Source organism: Vibrio sp. 05-20-BW147, from assembly GCF_013369385.1.
Lineage (GTDB): Bacteria > Pseudomonadota > Gammaproteobacteria > Enterobacterales > Vibrionaceae > Vibrio > Vibrio floridensis.
Genome location: NZ_SZTO01000017.1, coordinates 54,344 through 75,987, shown reverse-complemented (window position 1 = coordinate 75,987; position 21,644 = coordinate 54,344). Strand labels below are relative to the sequence as shown.

At 49.8% G+C, this 21,644-nt stretch carries 18 protein-coding genes; 9 read left to right on the top strand and 9 right to left on the bottom strand.

The annotated features are described in order from the left end of the window. Window positions 1–3: 3 nt before the first annotated feature. Window positions 4–615 (top strand): bifunctional 4-hydroxy-2-oxoglutarate aldolase/2-dehydro-3-deoxy-phosphogluconate aldolase, encoded by a 612-nt coding sequence (locus FC652_RS15490; RefSeq protein ID WP_011079120.1) that lies wholly within the window; start codon window positions 4–6, stop codon window positions 613–615. Window positions 616–690: 75 nt separating this feature from the next. Here FC652_RS15490 and gorA read toward each other — a convergent pair whose 3' ends face one another. Both gorA and FC652_RS15480 read right to left on the bottom strand, forming a co-directional pair. After that, entirely contained in the window at window positions 691–2,046 is a 1,356-nt protein-coding gene (gene gorA / locus FC652_RS15485) for a glutathione-disulfide reductase (RefSeq protein WP_011149093.1), read from the bottom strand. 136 nt (window positions 2,047–2,182) lie between these two features. Further along, window positions 2,183–3,022, bottom strand: coding sequence for a 23S rRNA (adenine(2030)-N(6))-methyltransferase RlmJ (locus tag FC652_RS15480; protein ID WP_176299302.1), 840 nt, complete (start codon window positions 3,020–3,022; stop codon window positions 2,183–2,185). Window positions 3,023–3,295: 273 nt separating this feature from the next. Here FC652_RS15480 and prlC point away from each other — a divergent pair, with 273 nt between their 5' ends. Then, window positions 3,296–5,338 (top strand): oligopeptidase A, encoded by a 2,043-nt coding sequence (prlC, locus tag FC652_RS15475; RefSeq protein WP_176299301.1) that lies wholly within the window; start codon window positions 3,296–3,298, stop codon window positions 5,336–5,338. Window positions 5,339–5,420: 82 nt separating this feature from the next. Here the strand turns inward: prlC and asnC are convergent, their stop codons facing one another. Beyond that, entirely contained in the window at window positions 5,421–5,885 is a 465-nt protein-coding gene (gene asnC, locus FC652_RS15470; RefSeq protein ID WP_176299300.1) for a transcriptional regulator AsnC, read from the bottom strand. A 126-nt stretch (window positions 5,886–6,011) separates the two neighbouring features. On the opposite strand from asnC, the gene FC652_RS15465 reads away from it, so the two are divergent. From FC652_RS15465 to FC652_RS15455, 3 genes are all read left to right on the top strand, one after another. Beyond that, window positions 6,012–9,140 carry a bifunctional diguanylate cyclase/phosphodiesterase gene (locus FC652_RS15465; protein WP_176299299.1) on the top strand — a complete coding sequence of 1,043 codons (3,129 nt, stop codon included), beginning with the start codon at window positions 6,012–6,014 and terminating at the stop codon, window positions 9,138–9,140. Between the two features lie 109 nt (window positions 9,141–9,249). Beyond that, entirely contained in the window at window positions 9,250–10,029 is a 780-nt protein-coding gene (locus FC652_RS15460) for a class I SAM-dependent methyltransferase (protein WP_176299298.1), read from the top strand. Between the two features lie 159 nt (window positions 10,030–10,188). Then, a complete protein-coding gene (locus FC652_RS15455) occupies window positions 10,189–10,686 on the top strand; it encodes a hypothetical protein (protein ID WP_176299297.1) in 498 nt (165 codons plus the stop codon). Between the two features lie 91 nt (window positions 10,687–10,777). Here FC652_RS15455 and FC652_RS15450 read toward each other — a convergent pair whose 3' ends face one another. Together FC652_RS15450 and uspA are read right to left on the bottom strand one after the other, a co-directional pair. After that, window positions 10,778–11,668, bottom strand: coding sequence for a carboxylate/amino acid/amine transporter (locus FC652_RS15450; protein ID WP_176299296.1), 891 nt, complete (start codon window positions 11,666–11,668; stop codon window positions 10,778–10,780). A gap of 65 nt (window positions 11,669–11,733) precedes the next feature. After that, window positions 11,734–12,159, bottom strand: coding sequence for a universal stress protein UspA (uspA, locus tag FC652_RS15445; protein WP_026050289.1), 426 nt, complete (start codon window positions 12,157–12,159; stop codon window positions 11,734–11,736). Between the two features lie 167 nt (window positions 12,160–12,326). Here uspA and ftnA point away from each other — a divergent pair, with 167 nt between their 5' ends. From ftnA to FC652_RS15430, 3 genes are all read left to right on the top strand, one after another. After that, window positions 12,327–12,854 carry a non-heme ferritin gene (gene ftnA / locus FC652_RS15440; RefSeq protein WP_011079132.1) on the top strand — a complete coding sequence of 176 codons (528 nt, stop codon included), beginning with the start codon at window positions 12,327–12,329 and terminating at the stop codon, window positions 12,852–12,854. An 86-nt stretch (window positions 12,855–12,940) separates the two neighbouring features. Beyond that, entirely contained in the window at window positions 12,941–13,264 is a 324-nt protein-coding gene (uspB, locus tag FC652_RS15435; RefSeq protein ID WP_011079133.1) for a universal stress protein UspB, read from the top strand. A 102-nt stretch (window positions 13,265–13,366) separates the two neighbouring features. After that, entirely contained in the window at window positions 13,367–14,554 is a 1,188-nt protein-coding gene (locus FC652_RS15430) for an NAD(P)/FAD-dependent oxidoreductase (protein ID WP_176299295.1), read from the top strand. Window positions 14,555–14,635: 81 nt separating this feature from the next. Here FC652_RS15430 and FC652_RS15425 read toward each other — a convergent pair whose 3' ends face one another. Genes FC652_RS15425 through hemC form a run of 4 tightly spaced genes read right to left on the bottom strand, consistent with a single transcriptional unit; the run spans window position 14,636 to window position 18,711 of the window. Then, window positions 14,636–15,817 carry a heme biosynthesis protein HemY gene (locus FC652_RS15425; RefSeq protein WP_176299294.1) on the bottom strand — a complete coding sequence of 394 codons (1,182 nt, stop codon included), beginning with the start codon at window positions 15,815–15,817 and terminating at the stop codon, window positions 14,636–14,638. Further along, on the bottom strand, window positions 15,814–17,025 hold the full coding sequence (locus FC652_RS15420) for a uroporphyrinogen-III C-methyltransferase (RefSeq protein WP_108694246.1): 1,212 nt from the start codon (window positions 17,023–17,025) through the stop codon (window positions 15,814–15,816). Before FC652_RS15420 ends, FC652_RS15425 begins: the two co-directional genes overlap by 4 nt. A 14-nt stretch (window positions 17,026–17,039) precedes the next feature. Beyond that, the gene (locus FC652_RS15415) at window positions 17,040–17,771 is read right to left on the bottom strand and encodes a uroporphyrinogen-III synthase (protein WP_108694245.1); all 732 of its coding nucleotides are present in this window, start codon (window positions 17,769–17,771) and stop codon (window positions 17,040–17,042) included. Window position 17,772: 1 nt separating this feature from the next. Continuing rightward, window positions 17,773–18,711, bottom strand: coding sequence for a hydroxymethylbilane synthase (gene hemC, locus FC652_RS15410; RefSeq protein WP_108694244.1), 939 nt, complete (start codon window positions 18,709–18,711; stop codon window positions 17,773–17,775). A 362-nt stretch (window positions 18,712–19,073) separates the two neighbouring features. Here hemC and FC652_RS15405 point away from each other — a divergent pair, with 362 nt between their 5' ends. Beyond that, entirely contained in the window at window positions 19,074–21,608 is a 2,535-nt protein-coding gene (locus FC652_RS15405; protein ID WP_176299293.1) for a class I adenylate cyclase, read from the top strand. The last annotated feature ends 36 nt before the right edge of the window (window positions 21,609–21,644 follow it).

Below are 21,644 nucleotides of genomic sequence, written 5' to 3'. Positions count from 1 at the left end.
TCTATGACAACACTTGAACAACGATTAAGAGAGATCAAAATCGTCCCAGTTATCGCTATCAACGATGTAGCACACGCCTTGCCATTGGCAAAAGTGTTGGTAGAAAACGGTTTACCCTGTGCGGAAGTGACATTCCGCACGGAAGCGGCGGCGGAATCCATTCGCATCATGCGCGAAGCCTACCCTGATTTGTTGATTGGTGCGGGCACGGTATTAACCACAGAACAAGTGGACATCGCCATCGAGGCAGGCGTGGATTTCATTGTCAGCCCAGGCTTTAACCCAACCACCGTGAAATACTGTCAGCAACGCGGCGTGACCATTGTTCCGGGCGTCAACAACCCAAGCTTGGTTGAACAAGCGATGGAAATGGGTCTACGTACCCTGAAGTTCTTCCCTGCTGAGCCATCAGGCGGTGTCAACATGCTTAAAGCGCTGACGGCGGTTTACCCAGTGGAATTCATGCCAACAGGTGGCGTGAGCCCATCTAACGTGGAAGATTATCTCGCGCTGAAATCGGTTGTCGCGTGTGGCGGTACTTGGATGGTTCCAACCGCCATGATGGACAGCGGCGATTGGGAAGGCATTGCGGAACTGGTTCGTGCGGTGAAGTAAACACCATTGCTCCATAACAAAAAGGGTCATCGATTGATGACCCTTTTGTTATTTCTCGCTTATTCGATGATGCGATCAACGCATAGTGACGAATTCTTCCGAACCGGTTGGGTGGATAGCCACAACCGAGTCGAAATCGGCTTTGGTTGCGCCCATCTTCATCGCGACACCGAAACCTTGAATCATTTCGTCCACCGCGAAACCGATGCCGTGCAGGCCAACCACTTTCTCATCTTCACCCGCACATACGAGCTTCATCTTGCATGGCTGACGGTGTTGAGTCACGGCGGTGTACATCGCAGTAAAGCCTGAGGTGTACACTTTCACGTTCTCTTTGCCATATTGAGCGATTGCTTCTGGCTCAGAAAGACCAATGGTGCCGATAGGTGGGTGGCTGAACACGACAGTTGGGACCAAGTCATAGTCCATCTTCGCGTTGGGTTTGTTGTTGAACAGACGCTCAGAAAGCTGACGACCCGCTTTCACCGCAACGGGTGTGAGTTCGATACCGCCTTCCATAATGTCGCCCACACAGTAGATGCCAGCAACGTTGGTTGCTTGGAACTCATCGACTTTGATGTAGCCGCGCTCGTTGGTTGCTACGCCGGTTGCGCTCAGGTTGATGGCATCAGTCGCTGGGTGACGGCCGATTGCCCAGATAAGCTGATCTACGTTTTGGCTTTCACCGTTTTCTAGATGAAGCGTTAAGCTGCCATCGGCTTCTTTGACCACTTCTTTTGGTACCGAGTGGGTGTGCAGTGTTGGGCCTTCTGCCGCCATCACTTCCACTAAGGTGTCGATGATCATTGGATCAAAGCTGCGCAGTGGCGACTCTTTACGGCAGAACAGATGGGTTTCTGTACCAAGCGCGTTGAGCACGCCAGCGATTTCCACCGCAATGTAACCCGCGCCAACGACAGCAACACGTTTTGGTTGCTCAGCAAGGTCGAAGAAGCCGTTTGAATCGATGCCGTATTCCGCGCCAGGGATGTTTGGAATAGTCGGGCGGCCACCCACAGCGATCAGAATGTGATCGGCGGTGTAGTGCTCACCGTTTACTTCCACGGTTTTCTCATCGACAAACTTAGCGAAGCCTTTAATCACGTTGACTTTGTTGTTGCCTAGCACGCGATCGTAAGATTGGTGGATGCGGCCAATGTACGCTTGGCGGCTCTCAACCAGTTTGCTCCAGTCGAAGCCTTTTACTTCCACATCAAAGCCGTAGTCAGGAGCGTATAGGCTCATCGCTTCTGCGATCTGCGCGCCATGCCACATCACTTTTTTCGGTACACAACCAACGTTCACACACGTGCCGCCGAGATCTTTTGCTTCGATCAGCGCCACTTTCGCGCCATACATCGCCGCACGGTTTGCTGAAGCGATGCCGCCACTGCCGCCGCCGATACAGATATAGTCAAAATGCGTTGCCATTACTTTCTCCTGTCTGGCAGGGACGATTTATTCGCGTGCTCCCTGCGTTTTTCAATTTATTTCATTTTTATATGGAGGACAGATTGGTTGAACTCAATCTGTCGTACGGAAATTCTTTGGGGGCTGCGTCTCTCTTTTACTCAGGAACGATCCACTCTACCTTCCAATGACCGGTTGCCGGCGCAATGGCTTCCTTAAGGAAAGGCAAAATTTGTTGCATCTGGCTTTCCAGCGTCCAAGGTGGATTAATCACAATCATGCCTGAAGCGGTCATGCCGCGCTCATTGGTATCCGGTGACACGCCCAACTCAATTTGCAGAATCTTGCGAATGCCCAGACCTTCCAGTCCTTCTAACATGTCGTCGATGTCGCAGCGGTTGACCACAGGGTACCAAATCGCGTAGATGCCAGTTGCCCAGCGTTTGTGGCTTTGGTAAATCGCTTGCACCACATCACGGTACTCTTTGGCCAACTCGTAAGGTGGGTCAATCAACACGAGACCGCGGCGCTCTTGCGGTGGCAAGCTGGCTTTGAGGCGTTGAAAGCCGTCTTCTTTGTAAATGCTGACTTGGCGATCGCGGTGAAACTCTTGTTCCAATAGCGGGTAATCGCTTGGATGGAGCTCCGTCAGAACCATGCGGTCTTGATCGCGCAATTGAGCACGTGCGACGCGTGGTGAGCCAGGGTAGTAACGTAGCTTATCGCCATTGTTGAGGGCTTTGATCGAAGCGATATAGCTGGCGATGTCGGCAGGCAGATCGCTGCGATCCCAAATACGCGCCACGCCTTGTTTGTATTCGCCCGTTTTCTCTGACCATTCGTGGGTCAAATCGTAGCGGCCAACGCCCGAATGGGTGTCGTGGTAGACGAAGGGTTTGTCTTTTTGTTTTAGCGAGTCCAGAATCAAGCTCTGAACAATGTGTTTTACCACGTCGGCATGGTTGCCGGCATGAAAGCTATGACGATAACTTAGCAAAATTCACTCTCGTAACACTCTTGGTAGAGTGTGGTCAGGGATTAATAGGGCGATTATATACCCAACTGACGCTGATGTTCAGGATTCTCTCTGAGTCACAAAAAAGTTAATCGTCTATTCGTATTGAAATGTGAACCTTTAACCCTAATTTAGTATCAAAATGTAAGACCAATTGGCGACAGTCGAGGAAAATCGCGTATTATTATTGTGAATAAGCGAGCCATCGATGGACAGTTGGCCACGATACTGAAGAGTCAAACAAAAGGAATTTATATGTCTAATCCACTCCTTACTTTTACGGATCTGCCTCCGTTTTCTCAAATCAAGCCAGAGCATGTGTTTCCTGCGGTGGAACAGGCGATTGCCGATTGTCGTGTCAAGATTGAACAGGTGCTTGAAGGCAACAATACCCCTAGCTGGGAAACGGTGATTGCGCCGATCGAAGAAGTGGATGATCGTCTCAGCCGTATTTGGTCCCCCGTGAGCCACATGAACTCTGTTGTCAACAGCGACGAGCTGCGCGACGCGTATGAAAGCTGCCTGCCAATGTTGTCGGAATACGGCACTTGGGTCGGCCAGCACAAAGGTCTGTTTGAAGCGTACAAAGCGATTAAAGCCAGCGAAGCGTTTGCCAAGTTGACCACTGCACAACAGAAAACCATTACCGATGCATTGCGCGATTTTGAGCTATCAGGCATTGGTCTGCCTGCGGATGAGCAAAAACGCTACGGCGAAATCAGCAAGCGTATGTCAGAGCTGAGCTCTAAGTTTTCCAACAACACGCTAGACGCCACCATGGGCTGGACCAAGCACATCACCGATGAGAAAGAGTTAGCAGGCATGCCGGAATCGGCGTTGGCGGCCGCGAAAGCCGCCGCTGAAGCCAAAGAGCTCGACGGTTATTTGATCACGCTGGATGTGCCGTCTTACCTGCCAGTGATGACTTACTGTGACAATCAAGCGCTGCGCCGTGAAGTGTACGAAGCGTACGTGACTCGCGCGTCGGATCGCGGTCCAAACGCCGGTAAGTGGGACAACACCGAGATCATCAACGAGCAGTTGAAACTGCGTCATGAAATTGCTCGCATGCTTGGCTTTAACACCTACAGCGAAAAGTCTCTGGCGACCAAAATGGCAGAAAACCCAGCGCAAGTGTTGGGCTTCCTCAATGACTTAGCCACCAAAGCCAAACCACAAGGTGAGCGTGAAGTGGCAGAGTTGCGTCAGTTTGCTGAGCAAGAGTTTGGTGTGTCTGAACTGAATGTGTGGGATATCGCTTACTACAGCGAAAAACAAAAGCAGCACCTGTTCCAAATTTCGGATGAAGAACTGCGTCCGTATTTCCCTGAGTCGAAAGCCGTCAGCGGTTTGTTTGAAGTGCTCAAACGTGTGTTTGGCATGAGCGTGACAGAGCGCGAAGGGATTGACGTTTGGCACAACTCCGTGCGTTTCTTCGATATTTTCGATGCGCAGGGCGCGCTGCGTGGCAGCTTCTACCTTGATCTCTATGCGCGTGAACACAAACGTGGCGGTGCTTGGATGGATGAATGCCGCGTGCGTCGTATTAATGCACAAGGCGAGCTGCAAACCCCAGTGGCGTACCTGACGTGTAACTTCAACCGCCCAATCGGCGACAAACCAGCACTGTTTACGCACGATGAAGTGGTCACCTTGTTCCACGAATTTGGCCACGGTATTCATCATATGCTGACTCAAGTCACCACGGGTGCGGTGTCTGGTATTAATGGTGTGCCTTGGGATGCGGTGGAGCTGCCAAGTCAGTTCCTAGAAAACTGGTGTTGGGAAGAGGAAGCGCTGGCGTTTATCTCTGGCCACTATGAAACGGGTGAGCCATTGCCAAAAGCGATGCTAGAGAAAATGTTGGCGGCGAAGAATTTCCAATCGGCAATGGGCATTTTGCGCCAGCTTGAGTTCGGTCTGTTTGACTTCACGCTGCACACCGAATTTGACCCTGAAGTTGGCCCACGCGTGCTCGAAACCTTGGCGCAAGTGAAGCAGAAAGTCGCGGTACTGCCTGCGGTTGAATGGGCGCGTTTCTCACACAGCTTTGGCCATATTTTTGCGGGCGGTTACTGTGCGGGTTACTACAGCTACCTATGGGCAGAAGTGCTCTCTTCTGACGCATTCTCGCGTTTTGAGGAAGAAGGCATTTTCAACGCTGAGACGGGTCAGAGCTTCCTCAACCATATTCTTGAGATGGGTGGCAGCGAAGAGCCGATGGAGCTATTCAAACGCTTCCGTGGCCGTGAACCACAAATCGATGCTTTGCTGCGCCATTCCGGTATTGCGGCTTAATTCGATGAAGTAAACTCAATATCACAAGGTCAGCCCAACGGCTGGCCTTGTTTTTTTTGCGGTGCGCTAAGTTTGTTGCGAGCTAAGGATTGACGTTGCGATTGATCGGGTTTTGCAGCGAAATCAGCGTTTCGGTCGATTGCACTTCGTCGATCGCTTGCAGTTTGTCGATCAGCACAAATTGCAGCTCTTCAATCGACTTACACATCAGTTTGACGAAGATGTTGTACGCGCCCGTGGTGTAATACGCTTCCACCACTTCATCCAATGCGTTGAGTTTTTCCAGCGCGGAATGATAGTCGCGCGCCGCATTGAGGTTGATGCCGATAAAACAGCACACGTCGTAGCCGAGTTTTTTGGTGTTGACCACCACTTCGGTACCTTCAATGATCTCCGCCGCTTTCATCTTTTCGATGCGCACGTGAATGGTGGCAGGGCTGACGTTGAACTGCTTAGCCATCTCTGCATAAGGCGTTTTCGCGTCCGCCATCAGCGTTTTCAATATAGCGCGATCCAAATCATCAATCTTGGTATTGGCTGAATGCATTGTCTGTCCCTTTTCTAATCAGCATATGGGTATAATACTAACAAGGGCAGCTTATCTTTCACAATCAAGGTTTTTTGCTCATAGGCTGAATGAGAGGACGGTGAGCCAGTGCGATTTTATTTTTCCATGTTGATAATGCTATGCAGCTTTTGGGCAAGTGCCCATGAGAAAAATATTTTAGTGGTGCACTCTTACCACCAAGGTTTCTTTTGGACAGACTCCTTCCAACTTGGCCTCGCACAAACACTCGGTGAGCGCGACATGACTCTGCGTGTGCTTTATCTCGACACCAAACGCAATCAAAGCGCCAGCTTTCTCAATCAGCTTTACTTTCTCTACAAAACCAAAGTGGCACAAGAACGTTTTGATGCGATTGTGGTGAGCGATAACGTTGCACTGCAGTTGATGCAGCGTTTGGCGGAGCCACTGGCGGGCACGCCGGTGATTTTTGGTGGCATTAATAATTACACGCCAGAATTGCACACGGGTTTGAATGCCACTGGCGTGATTGAAGATATTGATCTGCTGTCGAACGTGTCGCTGATTGAGCGTTTACAGCCCCAAGCACAGCAAATTTTTGTGGTGACGGACCATTCGATCACGGGTGTCGCGCTGCGCGCGCAGGTGGACAAGTTTTTGTCCCGCTATCCTGAGTATCAGCAAAAAGTGCAGCATTTAGTGCCGAATACGGTGGCCGAGTTGATTGAGCGTGTGCAAACGCTCGATTTAGACAGCGCAGTGCTGTTTTGGGCTTATTACCGCGATGCCGATGGTACGTTGAGTGATGATGACGATTGGCAGGAGCTCAATCGCGTCAGCAGAGCACCGATCTACATGGTGCACGATCTCGGTCTTGGTCATGGTGCGGTCGGTGGCGTGATTCAAAGTGGTTACAAGCAAGGCTTTGCCACGGGTGAAGTGTTGAACCAAGTGCTGGACTCACCCGCCTCACCTTTACCGAAAGTGAAGGTGGTGGAGCCTGACATCAAACTGGATTATCAAGCCGTGGCGCGCTGGAAGTTAGGGGTGGAAGGCGAGCCAGCCTCGGTGTTGGTCAATAAACCCGAGCCATTTTCGGTGCGTTACGCGCAAGAGATCCGTCTCTACAGCTCGGTATTTGTGATGTTGCTGCTGGTGATTGTGCTGTTGGTCTATTACTTGCGCCGCATTCAACAGAGCGAAACGTTGGCGCGTGAGAGTCAGTCGATGCTCGAGTCTATTTTCGACCAGAGTTTGCAATACATTGGGATTCTAGACAGCAATGGTTGTGTGATTTCGAGTAATGCTCAATTACAAGAGCTGTTGTTTGACCACGGCGCATCTGTTGATCGCCCATTGTGGCAACATCAACATTGGGAAGATGAATCAGCCAAGCGTTTGGCGGACTATTTCAGTGATTCGAACGCGCAGCTTTCAACGTTTGAGGTTGAGATCTGGAGTCGAAATCTGGGCTCCATCATGCTGGAAATCTCGTTAAAGCCCCTTTATTCAGACAGTAGTCAAGAGGCGCAATTTCTCTTTGAAGCTCGAGATATCACCTCGCGTAAGTTAATGGAAGATAGGCTCTATAAACGAGAGTCCAACTTACGCAATTATTATGAGCAACAGCCGGTGATGATGGTGACGCTGGATAAAAACAACCGCATTCAGCAGGTAAACCGTTTTGCTCAGCAGCTTTTAGGCTATGAGCAACTCGAGATGATGGGACATCTACTACAAGACTTCTATATTGATCAGCAAGCAATGACGCCAAGACAAATGCTGCTGCAACCTACGCCAATTTTACAAGGGGTATGGCGACGCGAAATCGAATATCGTCATCAAGATGGCAGTGCCGTTTGGCTGAGAGAAAACATTCGCCCATTGACCGAGTCTGGGCAAATTTTGATCGTTGGTGAAGACATCTCCCACAACAAACAGTTGGCACGCCAGTTGGAATATCAAGCCAAATACGATTTGTTGACCGATACCTTTAATCGCAACCAATTTGATATTGAACTCAAACGCGCGCTGCGCGAGGTGGAAAGTCATCGCCGTGTGCATGCGATGCTCTACATCGATTTGGATCAGCTTAAAGTGCTTAATGATACCGCAGGGCATGATGCGGGGGATGGGGCAATTCAATTTTGCGCCAGCATGTTGGAAGAAGTGTTGCCACATACCGCGATTTTGGCGCGCTTAGGTGGCGATGAATTTGCTGTCTTACTCAAAGACAGCAATGAACACACCGCCATCGGTGTGGCGAAAACCATCATTGCCACATTAAGCAGCCAGCCTTTCATCTGGGAAAAAGTGCAAATAAACCTAACCTGCTCAATTGGCATTCGTATGATTGACCATACGGCCGAATCGCCACAAATGGTGCATGCGCAGGCAGACACGGCCTGTCACGCCGCTAAAGAGCAGGGGCGCAATCGCTTTAAACTGTTTAGCTTGGACAGCGAAGAACTGCAGCGACGCCAGCAAGAAATGGAAAGTGTCAACCTAGTCCATGAAGCCCTGGCCAATAACCGTTTAGAACTGTTTGCTCAGCGTATTATTCCACTCAGTCAAGAACGCTCTACCATGCACTTTGAGATTTTGAGCCGAATACGTGATGAGCAAGGGCAGTATCTTTCTCCCGCGATTTTTATGCCAGCTTCAGAGCGCTACAACATCGCGCATTTGATTGATGAACAGGTCGTGACCCAAACCTTTAACTGGCTTGAAGCTCATCCTGAGGTCGTGGCGCAGCTTGATCGTTGTTCAATTAACCTTTCTGGACACTCGATGGGTAACCCAGAATTCATGATGTTCCTGCTCGATCGATTGGAAAACACCGTCTTACCGTGCGATAAAATTTGTTGGGAAATCACCGAAACGGCCGCGATGAAAAACATCAGCTTGGCGATGGAGTTTTTCGCTCAAGTGAAAGCGCTGGGCTGCTTGATTGCGTTGGATGATTTTGGTTCTGGGCTGTCATCGTTTGGCTATCTCAAGCAATTGCCCGTCGATGTGGTGAAAATCGACGGCATTTTTGTGCAGGACATGCATCGCAATGAGAGCGATCACATCATGGTGCGAGCCATCAATGAACTGGCGCAGCAAATGGGTAAGCAAACGGTAGCTGAGTTCGTTGAAAACAGTGAAATTGTCGCGTTACTGACAGAACTTGGGGTGGATTACGCCCAAGGCTACGTGATGGGTTACCCAACGCCATTGGCAGAGCTGGTGGCACAATGGCAGGCCGAACTAACACAGCGAGGTAGCGCTTGAGTGAATGCATCGCCCTGTTTAGGGCCGATGGAATCGCTACAGTTCCAGCCTTGCTTGCGGTAAACTCGCCAGCCAGTTCCTCATCCATGACGATTTTTCGGAGCACCCTGTGCAACTACAACTGATTTGTGAAGATGTGGCTTTACAGCCTTATCTCGACGCCATTGCCAGCAAATGGCAACTGACCCACGATGCAGACAGCCATTTCGCTCTTGTGCTGACGTTCGAGCGTTTGGAGTTGCGTAAGCTTGATGAACCTAAGCTGGGGGCAATTTATGTCGATTTGGCAGGCGGTGCGGTTGCGCATCGACGCAAGTTTGGTGGAGGTAAAGGGCAAGCCATTGCCAAAGCCGCGGGGCTCAACAAAGGGGCGACACCGACGGTTTTGGATGGCACGGCAGGGCTTGGGCGTGATGCGTTTGTTTTAGCCTCGCTTGGGTGCAAGGTGCAGATGGTGGAGCGCAACCCCGTTGTGGCCGCTTTGCTCGACGATGGCTTAACCAGAGCGAAAAAAGATGATGAAATCGGTGCTTGGGTGAGTGAGCGTATGTCACTGCTGCACGCGTCAAGCCACGATGCGCTCGCGGCGTTAGCCAGCGATGCCGAATTTGTTCGTCCCGATGTGGTCTATCTGGACCCCATGTACCCGCATCCTGAAAACAAAAAGAAAACCGCCTTAGTGAAAAAAGAGATGCGCGTGTTTCAATCTTTGGTTGGGGCAGATACCGATGCCGATGCGCTGCTCACACCGGCGTTAGCATTGGCGACCAAGCGTGTGGTGGTGAAGCGCCCAGACTATGCAGAGTGGCTCGATGGCGTTCAACCCAGCATGGCGATTGAGACCAAAAAGAACCGTTTTGACGTCTATGTCAACGCGTCGATGAGTTAAGCGCTTTTCCCCTCAATCTCTCCTTTTCTTTTCTGTCGCGCAGAAAGTCTCACATTTCTGCGCTTGCCAATTTGCCGCACTCGCTGTATATCTAACTAAGAATTATTATTATTCAAACTATCGGTAATGTGCAGACATGGTTTGTGTTGGAGTAGTCGCATGACAAAACGCTTTTGTAAGATGGATAGAAGAGAGATCGCCAGTCAATTGGGTGAGATTCATCAGTTGGTTGCAGCGCCTAAATACCTTTGCCGTTCTTGTGCGCGTGCGTCTTCATCGAAAAATTCGCTGTGTAAGCCACAAGCCATTCCGAGTCTAAAATCGAAAACCAAACCCTTGGCGGTAAAGGCTGCCACGTTACCCTCGCCAACGTCGATAGCCGAGAATCAACGTCCGCAAACATTACTGACGGCGGAGTCGGTGAGTGCGTTTGACATTAATTTGCCATCACTGGGTAAAAAACAACTTAAGCAAGCCAAAAAGGCGCTGAAAAAACAGCGCAAATACCATAAGAAACTGGCGAAGTTAGCCAAGCAAAAAGTCAAACAACTGCAAAAGCGTGAGAAGTTGGAAGGAAAACTCAACAAATACAACGGCATTTTACGAGTGTTAAGCCACAAACAAGTATTGCAAGGCAGTGCCGAGCAAGTGCACTAAGCGTACTCAAGCAAGAATAACGACTCAGCCCACCGAATGGTGGGCTGAGTGCATGTGGACCATTGAAGCAGGGCGCTAGGCGAGATAAGGGCTAGGCTTGTGACGCTTTGCGAGCAAAGTCGCGTTCCACTTTGGCTTTGACCCAAGTTTCATTCAGCCACAGCGAAAACAGAATGACCCCGCCGCCCAATGTTAGGCGCAGCAAATCGACATCGCGATTCCAAATCACGATGTTGACGATAAGCCCAGCAGGCACCAAAGCGTTGTTCATTACCGCCAAAGCACCAGCATTGACCAAGGTTGCCCCTTTGTTCCAGGCAAAATAGCCCAAGCCAGATGCAATCAGGCCTAAGTAAATCAAAATGCCCCATTGCAGTTCGGTGGTGGGCAGCTTGCTCGGATTGCCCATTAAAGCAAACGCCACCAAGGCCACACACAGTGCGCCAAGGTAGAAGTAACCAAATACCGTGTGTTGTGGCAACTCGAGTTGCTCTTTCTCCATAATGTATTTGTAGCCCACTTGGCCAATGGCAAAACAGAGGTTGGCCCCTTGCACCACCAAAAAGCCCAACAAGAAGTTCGGGTTAATGGTGGCAAATTTGATAAAGACGGCACCCAATACGGCGATGATGGCCGTCACCAAATACCAAGGAGAGAAACGCCCATGCAGCAAATCGTAGATCAGCGTGACGTAGATCGGCGTAAAGACGGTGAACAGCAACACTTCAGGAACTGACAGCAGCAGAAACGATTGGTAATAGAAGCAGTACATCAAGCCGAGCTGGAAGCCGCCGACCACCATTAATTGACCGATAAGACGCTTGCTGACCCCTTTGAATTTGAGGAAAGGAACAAACACGACGCTGGCGAGTGCCACGCGCATCAGCACCGAAAACCAAGAATCCACCTGACCGGCGAGGTAAACGCCAATCAAGCTAAATGAAAATGCCCATAACAGGGTGACTGCGGAGAGATAAAACATAGTGATAACGAGTAAATAACCAATGTCCGCAGTCTACCGATTTGCCGAGAAGGGCAAAAGCAAAATCACTCTTTAAGTGGTACAACCAACATATCAACCGGAGAGCAGTTGATCAGTTGACGAGTAGAAGAGAGCAGTTTACTCCAAAAATCTTGGTGGTGACCGCACACCAGCAAATCCACTTGGTACTCACCAATGGTGTCACACAGTTCATTGCTTAAATCGCCGCTGCCGACCAAGGTATGAGTGATCGGGTAGTTGGCGTAATCCGCGAGATTGCCTAATTGAGTGCGAGACGCCTCCATCGCCTGATGCTGTGCTTCGGCCATGTTGATGTCGATAAGGCCGGTGTACAGCTCGGCATAATTCACATCGATATGGATAAAGGATACTTTCGCTTCTAAAGCTTTTGCTAAAGAAACGGCTTTATCGATCAATAGCTTGCTGTCGTCAGAAAGATCAACAGCGACTAATATGTGTTGATAACTCATGGTGTGCTCTCCTTTATCATTTTCCCTCGTGGGTATAGTTAAAACATAGCACTTAGGTGAAGAGTTTTTTGCCAAAGGGATCTCAGATCCAATTCCATGTAACAAAGAGTTATCGAAATTTTCGTGGTATAGTAGCTCAAAACGGATACAAACAATCAGGAGTCCTCATGCTGTCTCAGACTATGGTCGAACAATTGAATGCGCAAATTAATCTGGAATTTTTCTCATCCAATCTATACTTACAAATGAGTGCTTGGTGTGAAGATAAAGGATTTGATGGCGCAGCACAGTTTTTAAGAGTGCACGCTGTGGAAGAGATGCAACACATGCAACGCCTGTTCACTTACGTCAGCGAGACGGGTGCATTACCGATTCTAGGCGCGATTGCAGCACCAAAACATGATTTTGCAAGCTTGGGTGAAGTGTTCCGCGAAACGTATGAACATGAACAAATGATCACTCAGCAGATTAATAAGCTCGCTCATGTTGCGTTTACCAGTCAGGATTATTCAACCTTTAACTTCCTGCAGTGGTATGTCGCAGAGCAGCACGAAGAAGAAAAATTGTTCAAAGGGATTTTGGATAAAATTGAACTTGTTGGTGAAGACGGCAAAGCCCTGTTCTTCATCGATAAAGATCTGGCACAAATGGCGAAAGAAGGTTCATCTTCAATCATGGATGCTCCAGCAGCTTAACGGAACAGCCAGTTTCCGTTAGCGGGTTAGAAAGACATTGATTGTCTTTTTCTCTTGAGCATTGATGAAGATGTAGGGAGGAAAAGATGATCAATGGAGATATTATCCTGTTTGCGCTTATGGTGGTAACGGGGGTTAACCTCGCTCGTTATCTTACCGCTCTTCGTTCACTGATTTATATCATGCGTGAAGCGCATCCACTGTTATATCAACAAGTGGATGGTAACGGATTTTTTACCACTCACGGCAATGTCACCAAACAGGTGCGACTCTACCACTATCTGAAAAGCAAAGAGTACCACCATCATCACGATGAAGTTTTTACTGGGAAATGCGATCGGGTAAGAGAGTTATTCGTCCTGAGTGTAAGCTTGACCGGTGTGACTTTGTTGGCTGCATTTCTTCTGTAGCCAGTGCTTGGAAAATAACCCACTTTGCCGTTAGAATAGCGGCGAAAAAGTAAGGATGTGCCAACTGCACATCCTTTTTTATTGTCAGAGAGATTTTCCAGCATGAGTAACAAGTTTGATGTGGTGGTGATTGGCGCCGGTGCGGCGGGATTGATGTGTGCTGCCGAGGCAGGCCGTCGTGGCCGCAAAGTGTTGGTGCTTGACCACGCGAAAAAGCCAGGACGCAAAATTCTCATCTCCGGTGGTGGTCGTTGTAATTTCACCAACAATGAGGTCTCGGCGAAAAACTACTTGTGCCGGAATCCCCATTTCGTCAAATCCGCCCTGTCGCAGTACAGCAACTGGGACTTCATTTCGATGATCTACAAATATGGTATTGAGTTTGAAGAGCGCGACCATGGTCAGCTGTTCTGCCTCGACTCTGCCAAAGAGATCGTCAACATGCTGCTGAGTGAGTGTGACCAGCCGAACATTGCCCAGCGCTACCAGGTACAACTCACCGAAATCGAGAAAACCGAGCAAGGTTTTGTGCTGCGTGCTGGCGCAGAGGCATTTGAATGCCAATCTCTGGTGGTGGCGACGGGTGGCTTATCGATGCCAAAACTGGGCGCGACCCCTTTCGGCTATAAAATCGCTGAGCAGTTTGGTATTCCAGTGGTGCCGACCACCGCAGGCTTAGTGCCATTTACGCTGCATAAGCAAGACAAAGAAGATTTTGCTGAGTTGTCGGGAATTGCCATTCCGGCGGAGATCACCGCAGAAGACGGTACGTTGTTTAAAGAAGCACTGCTGTTTACCCATCGCGGCTTATCTGGCCCTGCGGTGTTGCAAATCTCCTCGTATTGGAAGGCAGGCCAAGCGGTGAGCATTAATCTGGTGCCCGAGGTGGATGTGTTGGAGCTGCTGCAACGCAATTTGGAAAAACACCCCAACCAGAGCATGAAAAACACACTGGCGAAAGTGCTGCCTAAGCGCCTCATCGAAGTATTGATCGAGCGTAACGAGCTGACGGACAAACCTCTTAAGCAATACAATGGAAAAGAGCTGCAAGAGATTGTCGAGTATCTGCAGCATTGGAAAATTGCGCCTAATGGCACTGAGGGCTACCGCACGGCGGAAGTCACGTTGGGCGGTGTGGACACCGATTACCTTTCCTCAAAAACCATGGAGTGCAAAACCGTCCCAGGGCTGTACTTTATTGGCGAAGTGATGGATGTGACAGGTTGGCTTGGCGGTTACAATTTCCAGTGGTGTTGGTCGAGCGGCTTTGTCGCGGGGCAGTGGGTGTAAGCTCAAGTAAAGACAAATAAAAAAGCAAAGGGACGGTTCAACCGTCCCTTTGCTTTTACAGGTTATCTCTTTCACCAAGAATCAGTGATTTTGTACCAGCGTCAGCGCTTTACGTGACACTTCATGCGCTGCTTTGTTGAGGTTTTGCTTCTCAAGCGCGTCGGCTAGGAAAGCGTAGTCGGAAACACTCGAACGTACTTTCAGGGCCGTTTCAAAGTGCGACTGTGCTTGTGGCCATTTGCCTTCACGGAAATACAACTGCGCCAGTGCGCTGTGCGCTTCGGCATTGTGGTTGTCGTTTTTCACATTCTGTTCGAGCATCACAATCACAGGATGCACATCGCTAAGGTTGAGTTGTGGCAGGAGTGCATACAGCTCTGGCGATGGCGATTTTTTCAGAGCTTCTTTGATCACGGTGAGTGCTTCGTGGTCGGCTTTACGGCTAATCAGCTGTTTGGCAAAGCAGGCCACCAAATGTGGGTCTTGTTTGACTTTGCGTGGCAGCGTATTCCAGTGTTTGATTAATCCTTCACTGCCTTGCTGCCCAGCAACGTCGGCCAGTAAACCGCACTGAGCTCGTTGGTGCATCTGTTCGGCGTCCTCTGGGGAGATCAACGCTTGCTTGTTGAGTGTTGGCAAGAGGTCAATCAGAGGCTGCCATAACTTGAGCTCTAGGTAAGTGGTTTTGAGCAAGTTCAGCACAATCGGATTATTAGGGTAGCGACCTTTGAGAGACTGCAAGCTATCAAACGCCAGCGCAAATTCGCCCTCTCGTACCAACTGCTTTGATCGGGTTAGCTCTACCGCCAAGTAGGCATTTTCTTGCTCGGCAGCCAATGCCAAGTAGTGATCGCGTTTGGCTTTGTCACCTTGGCCATCCGCTGCTTCTGAGGCCACTAAGTAACAAAGCAGAGGCATGTCATGATGGTTGGCCCAGCGTGTCACTTTCTTCTCTGCGCCTTTCCAGTCGCCTTCCAGCAACTTGATGATGCCTTCGTTGGTGTAACGACGAGAGCGGCGCATTTTGCGTACGCTAAACCAGTTCCACGTAGTGAAACCGGTATAGAGTACTTTTTTAACTAAGTATTCTAAGCCAAACAAACCGGCTAACGCAGCAACGATGAAGATCACCAAGGTGGTGACACTCATTTCAATGGTGGTGTTGGCGATCGAGATCAGCACATAACCCTGCTGGCCAGAAAACTGGGTACCGACAAACAGCCCGGCACCAAGCACGACAAAGAGGAAGATCAAACGAATCATTGCTGCGCCTCCGTGCTGGTCATGCTAGTGACTTCACGGCGTAGACGTTCACGAATCACATCCGCCAATTGATTTTGTGTTTGCAGTTTTACAGGGTATTGCACCTGAATTTTTTGCTCGCTGAGCTGTTTCAACGACTGAGTAAACTCTTTCACCGTGTTATTATCTTGGTTAAAGAACGCTTGCGACCACGCTTCTGCGGTGGTGAGTGAGGTGGTGTAAACCTCACCTTGTTCTTGATAGACCGCTTTGATGGCGGTTTCGATTTTCGCTTTGATGTTCTCTTTCAGATAGAAGTGCTGCTCTGGCGACAACAGTGGAATGACGTTGCCATCGCGAGTACGGAAGGTAATAAAGTTCTCTGAGAAGGCTTTGAGCGACGCCATTAAGTTGTTTTGCCAGTTGTTGATGTCGTCAGAGACTTGTTGTTTCTCGACGGTTTTCGCTTCTGGCAGAATGGCATTTGCCAATGGCAATTGGTCGACTTGTTGTTGCAGTGCGGTCAAACGCAGCACTAAACCATCGCGGTCAATCAGTGGAATGGTTTTCAGATCGGTAATGTCTTTGGCCATCGCTTTACGCAGAGGCACGAGGCTTGGATCGTTGAGTGCTGCGATGCGTTGGTCGGCACTTTCCATCAAGCTGGTGGCGCTCACGACGTCATGCTCAAGGAACAGTTTTCGGCCCGCCAGTTTGACGAGGTAGTCGGCTTCCGCCAATAACCAATCGTTCGGGCGACGGCCTTTTACGTCCGCCATCGCAAGTTGCAAGCTTTCGATGCTTTTCTGCTGCTGAGCCAGCACCACTTCTGCTTTGTGAGTGACTTCAGTCGCTTTGGCGACGGTCTCTTGCTTCACTTGGTTGAGCTCAGTGCTCATCGCGCTTTGCGTTTGTTGCAACTGATTTTGCAGCGCAGCGATTTGTGCCTGATATTGGCTGTTTTGCTGTTGAAGCTGGAACGCCACGCCGCCAGTGCCCAACAACGCAATGATGATGGCAAGGATACTGAGTTTTTGGCTCGGTTTTTTATCTTCTTTCTTTGTAGCGGCTGCTGGTGGCGGTGTTGTTGGTGTCACTGTTGGTTCATCGGCTGAAACGGACGCAGTCGATTCAGTGTTCGATGTTTCTGGCGTGGCGGCGTCAGAGGTTATTGGTTGAGAAGTTGTTTCTTCAGGCTTATTTGGCTCGTTATTTTTTTTACTTGTCATGAGTTTGTCCTGTGTTACTTAGGCTGGAGAGCAGCCAGTAAATCTTTGTTCGAGGCACTTCCTACATTGCAAACCTGAGTAAAGCCAAGTTGGGTCGCAATGGCAGCAATACGTTCGCTGGGAACCAGCAAGCGTTGTTGATATAACCAAAATTTACCCTCATCACTCATTTGAGCGTGGAGGTAGTCGAGTTGTTCTGCACTGGTGACAATCAGAGTGTCGACGCCCTGATCGCGCCATAAGGTGAGAGAGCTTACCGCATCAAAGGGGATCAATTCTCTCTGGTAGGTCTCACAATACCGGACGTCAGCCCCTCGTTGGCTCAATGCCTGATGTATCAGTTCTCGTCCGCCGTTACCGCGTAGAATCAGTACGCGTTTTCCGGCTATCCGATTGAACTCTGGGAGTTGTAGGAGGTGCTCGCTATCACTGACCGTCGGGTAGTTTACGTCTTGGTGGGTAACTTTGCTCAAATAGTGTGCGGTTTTTTGACCAACGGCAAGGTAAAGCGCGTTTTGCGGCCAGTTTTGTTGCTGTGCTTTGAGGATGTGTTCGGCGCAATGCACCGCATGTTGACTCACCGCGATGATCACATCGCTTTGCTTCAGGTCGTTGGCGAGGGTGTTGAGTGAGCTATTCGCAACGATATCAATAAGAGGGTGCTGGAGTGCAGGGACTCCAGCTTGTTGAAGCAGTTGGCAAAGCGCTTGGCCTTGCTCGGCTGGCCTTGTTACCAGTACCGCCATGTTATTCGTGGTCTTGGTACAACTTAGTGAGGATCTCTCTGGCGCCCTCATCCAGCAGTCGATTGGCCAATTGCACGCCTAATTGTTCCGCCTGTGCGCGAGGGCCACGAATTTCACCACGGACGATTTCGCTGCCGTCTGGCTCGCCCACTAAAGCACGTAGCCAGATCTCATCACCCTCAAGCAGCGCATAGCTACCGATTGGCACTTGGCAGCCGCCTTCTAAGGTGAGGTTCATGGCGCGTTCGCATTTGACGCGATCGGCCGTATCGGCGTGGTTCAGTGGTTCGAGAAGCTTGAGAATACGCTCATCGTCAGTACGACATTCAATGCCCACAGCACCTTGGCCTACGGCAGGGAGCGATTGTTCTGGCTCAATAAAGCTGCGGATGCGCTCTTCCAGTTCAAGACGTTTCAGACCAGCGGCCGCGAGAATGATCGCGTCGTACTCACCCGCATCGAGTTTGCTTAAACGAGTGCCGACGTTGCCGCGCAGTTCTTTGATCACCAAATCTGGGCGATAGGCTTTCAATTGGCATTGACGACGCAAGCTACAAGTGCCGACAACCGCGCCTTGAGGCAGTTCATCAACATGATGGTAGGTGTTTGAGACAAAGGCATCGCGAGGATCTTCACGCTCACAAATCGTCACCAAACCTAAACCTTCCGGGAAATCCACTGGCACGTCTTTCATCGAGTGAACGGCGAGGTCAGCACGACCTTCCAGCATTGCCACCTCGAGCTCTTTGACAAAAAGGCCTTTGCCACCCACTTTGGCAAGAGGGGTATCAAGAATCACGTCGCCTTTGGTCACCATGGTCACCAGCTCGACTTCCAAGCCCGGATGGGCTTTCTGTAGCGCATCTTTTACGTAGTAGGCTTGCCATAGAGCGAGGGGGCTTTTGCGTGTTGCGATTCGGATTGGCGTTGAGTGTGTCATTGTCTTCCCAATATCTTGAACGTTCTGATTTGGGCTAATCCTACCACTCTCACTGCTAAAGTCTTACTGTTAGTTGGTGGAACTGATGCTACCGTTAACGAAATGGTAGGTGAGACTGAAATAGTGTGATTGGATTCTCATTTGGCGGATGGACTATTATTAGTTATAAAGATTACAAGCGACACTTAGCCGCCGAGTTTGAGGCCGTGCTCTGCCTATCACCAGCGCGAGTGTGGTGGTGAAGAATGCAGCGCATTTGTCTTTACCAATACGGATGGAAGTGTTAAATTGATCACGTTTTTTAGCCAGGATGGCTCAAAACTTATGCAGACGTGTCTCAATATTGAAACCAAGGATATCCCTTGCAGGCTTATACCGAAAAATTAATCCAGCGATTAGATACCCTCAACCGGCAACGCATCGAGCGTGCGCTGGCGCTTATGGATTTGCAAAGTCAGCAAGTATTCCACCTTATCCCGGTTTTACTGCACTTTAATCACCCCGCTATTCCCGGCTATTTTGACGCTGATGTTCCCTTTGGGGTGCATGGGCTTAAGCTCAATGATATTCAACAGCAGTTTGTTGATGACACGGAATTAACCCTAGGTCAGTCCTTACCTCGCGCGCCGCATGCACAAATTCTTGGTCTCTATACCATGGGCAGTACCTCGTCCATTGGCCAAAGCACCTCCAGTGATCTCGATATTTGGGTCTGCATTCCTACACAAATGGGCCATGACGAAAGAGAGAGCCTCGCCAATAAATGCTTACTGATCACCGATTGGGCGCAGATGCATGGCGTAGAAGCCAACTTTTTCTTGATGGATGAAGATCGTTTCCGCAGCAACCGCTCGGAAGAGATGACGGGTGACAACTGTGGTTCGTCACAGCATATGTTGCTGTTGGATGAGTTTTATCGTTCAGCGGTACGTCTTGCTGGGCAGCGCTTGTTGTGGCAAATCGTGCCGCCTGAGATGGAAGAGTGCTACGAACAATACGTGGCAGAGCTGTGCAGTGGTGGCCACATCAATTGCAATGAGTGGATCGATTTTGGTCAACTGAGCCGCATTCCGGCTGAAGAGTACTTTGGTTCGAACTTGTGGCAGCTCTACAAGAGTATCGACTCGCCATACAAGTCGGTATTGAAGGCAATTTTGCTTGAAGCGTATTCGTGGGAATACCCACACACGCAATTGCTGAGTATCGACAGTAAGCGTCGTTTCTTTGCTCATGAACCAGATCTCTATGGGATGGATGCGTACTATCTGATGCTGGAGAAGGTCACTCGCTATCTCGAACGTATTAATGACCACACACGTTTGGATCTGGTGCGTCGCTGCTTTTATCTCAAAACCCATGAAAAACTCTCGCGTGAACCGGGTATCGGTTCCGTGGCGTGGCGCCGCGAAGCGTTGCGTGAGTTGACCAGCCAATGGCAATGGTCGCAGGCGGTGATTGCGGAGTTGGATAACCGACGTAACTGGAAAGTGGAACAGGTCAAAGTGGTGCATCATGCTTTGCTTGATGCCTTGATGCAGAGTTACCGCAACCTGATTCAGTTTGCTCGTCGTAACGATATTACCTCGGCGATTAGCCCTCAGGACATCAGTATTCTTGCGCGTAAGCTTTATGCGGCGTTTGAAGTGTTGCCGGGTAAGGTGACGCTGCTCAATCCACAAATTTCCCCAGACTTGCACGAACCCGATTTGAGCTTCATTGAAGTGCGCCAAGGGCGCATCAATAAATCCGGCTGGTATCTGTATAAGCAACCGCTGATTGCGCACCGCATTTTGGGCCAGCCGTATCTTGAGCATCATGAATACTTAAGTAAGTTGGTGGCGTGGGCGTTCTTTAATGGCTTGATCACTGAGTCCACTCGTTTACACGCGGTAGTAAAAGAAGCGCAACTGGACATCGATAAGTTCTATCAGATGGTGAGCGATCTGCGTAATACCTTCTCGCTGCGTAAACGCCGTCCGACCATGCAAGCGTTAGCCAGCCCATGTGAAATCAGCCAATTGGCGATGTTCATCAATTTTGAAAACGATCCAACCGCTGAGCTGTCTGGACGCTCATTAAAAGTCGATCTTAAGAACGCCGACATCTTCAGTTTTGGTGCGGAACAGAAATGTTTGATTGGCAGTGTCGATCTGGTTTATCGCAACTCTTGGCATGAAGTGCGGACCCTGCATTTCCGTGGTGAGACCGCGATGTTGGATGCACTGAAAACCGTGTTGGGCAAAATGCACCAAGACGCGATTCCGCCAGAGTCGGTGGATGTATTCTGCTACAGCAAAAACTTGCGTGGTGTGATGCGCAATATGGTGTATCAACTGTTGGCCGAATGTATTGATTTGCGCCTTAAGCCGGTGGAGCAAGAAAAGCGTCGCCGTTTTAAAGCGATTCGCTTGGCGGCCCAGACTTACGGTTTGTTCTTTGAACGGCGTGGCGTGTCGGTACAGAGGTTAGAAAACTCGGTCGATTTTTATCGCAGTATCTCTACCAATAAACTCAAAGGCTCACCGCTGCTGATGCTGGATCGTGAAGACGACTATCATCTGCCGCCTGTAGTGGATGGTTTTGCCAGCGAAGGCTTGATTCAGTTTTTCTTTGAAGACACGGAGAAAGGCTTCAACATTTATGTGTTGGACGAAGCCAACCAAGTGGAAGTGTATCACCAGTTTAGCGGCTCTAAAGATGAGATGATCGCCAGTGTGAACAGTTTCTACACCGCGGTGAAAGACGACAAGCATGTTGCCTCGAAATGCATTAACTTCAACTTGCCTCAGTATTATCAAATCATTCATCCGCAAGAGGAAGGGCAGGAGTCGTACATTATTCCTTATCGTAACGATGCCTGTACTCAAACCAAGATGTCAAAAGCGGTCAACGTATAGTTACCTAGCCGCTGAGTTACCTAGCCACTTAATGGC

Excerpts from the sequence above, each read along its gene's own strand:
- FC652_RS15465 (WP_176299299.1), top strand. The coding sequence starts at position 6,012 with ATGTTGATAATGCTATGCAGCTTTTGGGCAAGTGCCCATGAGAAAAAT.
- FC652_RS15420 (WP_108694246.1), bottom strand. The coding sequence starts at position 17,025 with ATGACAAGTAAAAAAAATAACGAGCCAAATAAGCCTGAAGAAACAACT.
- FC652_RS15455 (WP_176299297.1), top strand. The coding sequence starts at position 10,189 with ATGACAAAACGCTTTTGTAAGATGGATAGAAGAGAGATCGCCAGTCAA.
- gorA (WP_011149093.1), bottom strand. The coding sequence starts at position 2,046 with ATGGCAACGCATTTTGACTATATCTGTATCGGCGGCGGCAGTGGCGGC.
- FC652_RS15430 (WP_176299295.1), top strand. The coding sequence starts at position 13,367 with ATGAGTAACAAGTTTGATGTGGTGGTGATTGGCGCCGGTGCGGCGGGA.
- FC652_RS15450 (WP_176299296.1), bottom strand. The coding sequence starts at position 11,668 with ATGTTTTATCTCTCCGCAGTCACCCTGTTATGGGCATTTTCATTTAGC.
- asnC (WP_176299300.1), bottom strand. The coding sequence starts at position 5,885 with ATGCATTCAGCCAATACCAAGATTGATGATTTGGATCGCGCTATATTG.
- uspB (WP_011079133.1), top strand. The coding sequence starts at position 12,941 with ATGATCAATGGAGATATTATCCTGTTTGCGCTTATGGTGGTAACGGGG.
- uspA (WP_026050289.1), bottom strand. The coding sequence starts at position 12,159 with ATGAGTTATCAACACATATTAGTCGCTGTTGATCTTTCTGACGACAGC.
- prlC (WP_176299301.1), top strand. The coding sequence starts at position 3,296 with ATGTCTAATCCACTCCTTACTTTTACGGATCTGCCTCCGTTTTCTCAA.
- FC652_RS15490 (WP_011079120.1), top strand. The coding sequence starts at position 4 with ATGACAACACTTGAACAACGATTAAGAGAGATCAAAATCGTCCCAGTT.
- FC652_RS15425 (WP_176299294.1), bottom strand. The coding sequence starts at position 15,817 with ATGATTCGTTTGATCTTCCTCTTTGTCGTGCTTGGTGCCGGGCTGTTT.
- FC652_RS15415 (WP_108694245.1), bottom strand. The coding sequence starts at position 17,771 with ATGGCGGTACTGGTAACAAGGCCAGCCGAGCAAGGCCAAGCGCTTTGC.
- hemC (WP_108694244.1), bottom strand. The coding sequence starts at position 18,711 with ATGACACACTCAACGCCAATCCGAATCGCAACACGCAAAAGCCCCCTC.
- ftnA (WP_011079132.1), top strand. The coding sequence starts at position 12,327 with ATGCTGTCTCAGACTATGGTCGAACAATTGAATGCGCAAATTAATCTG.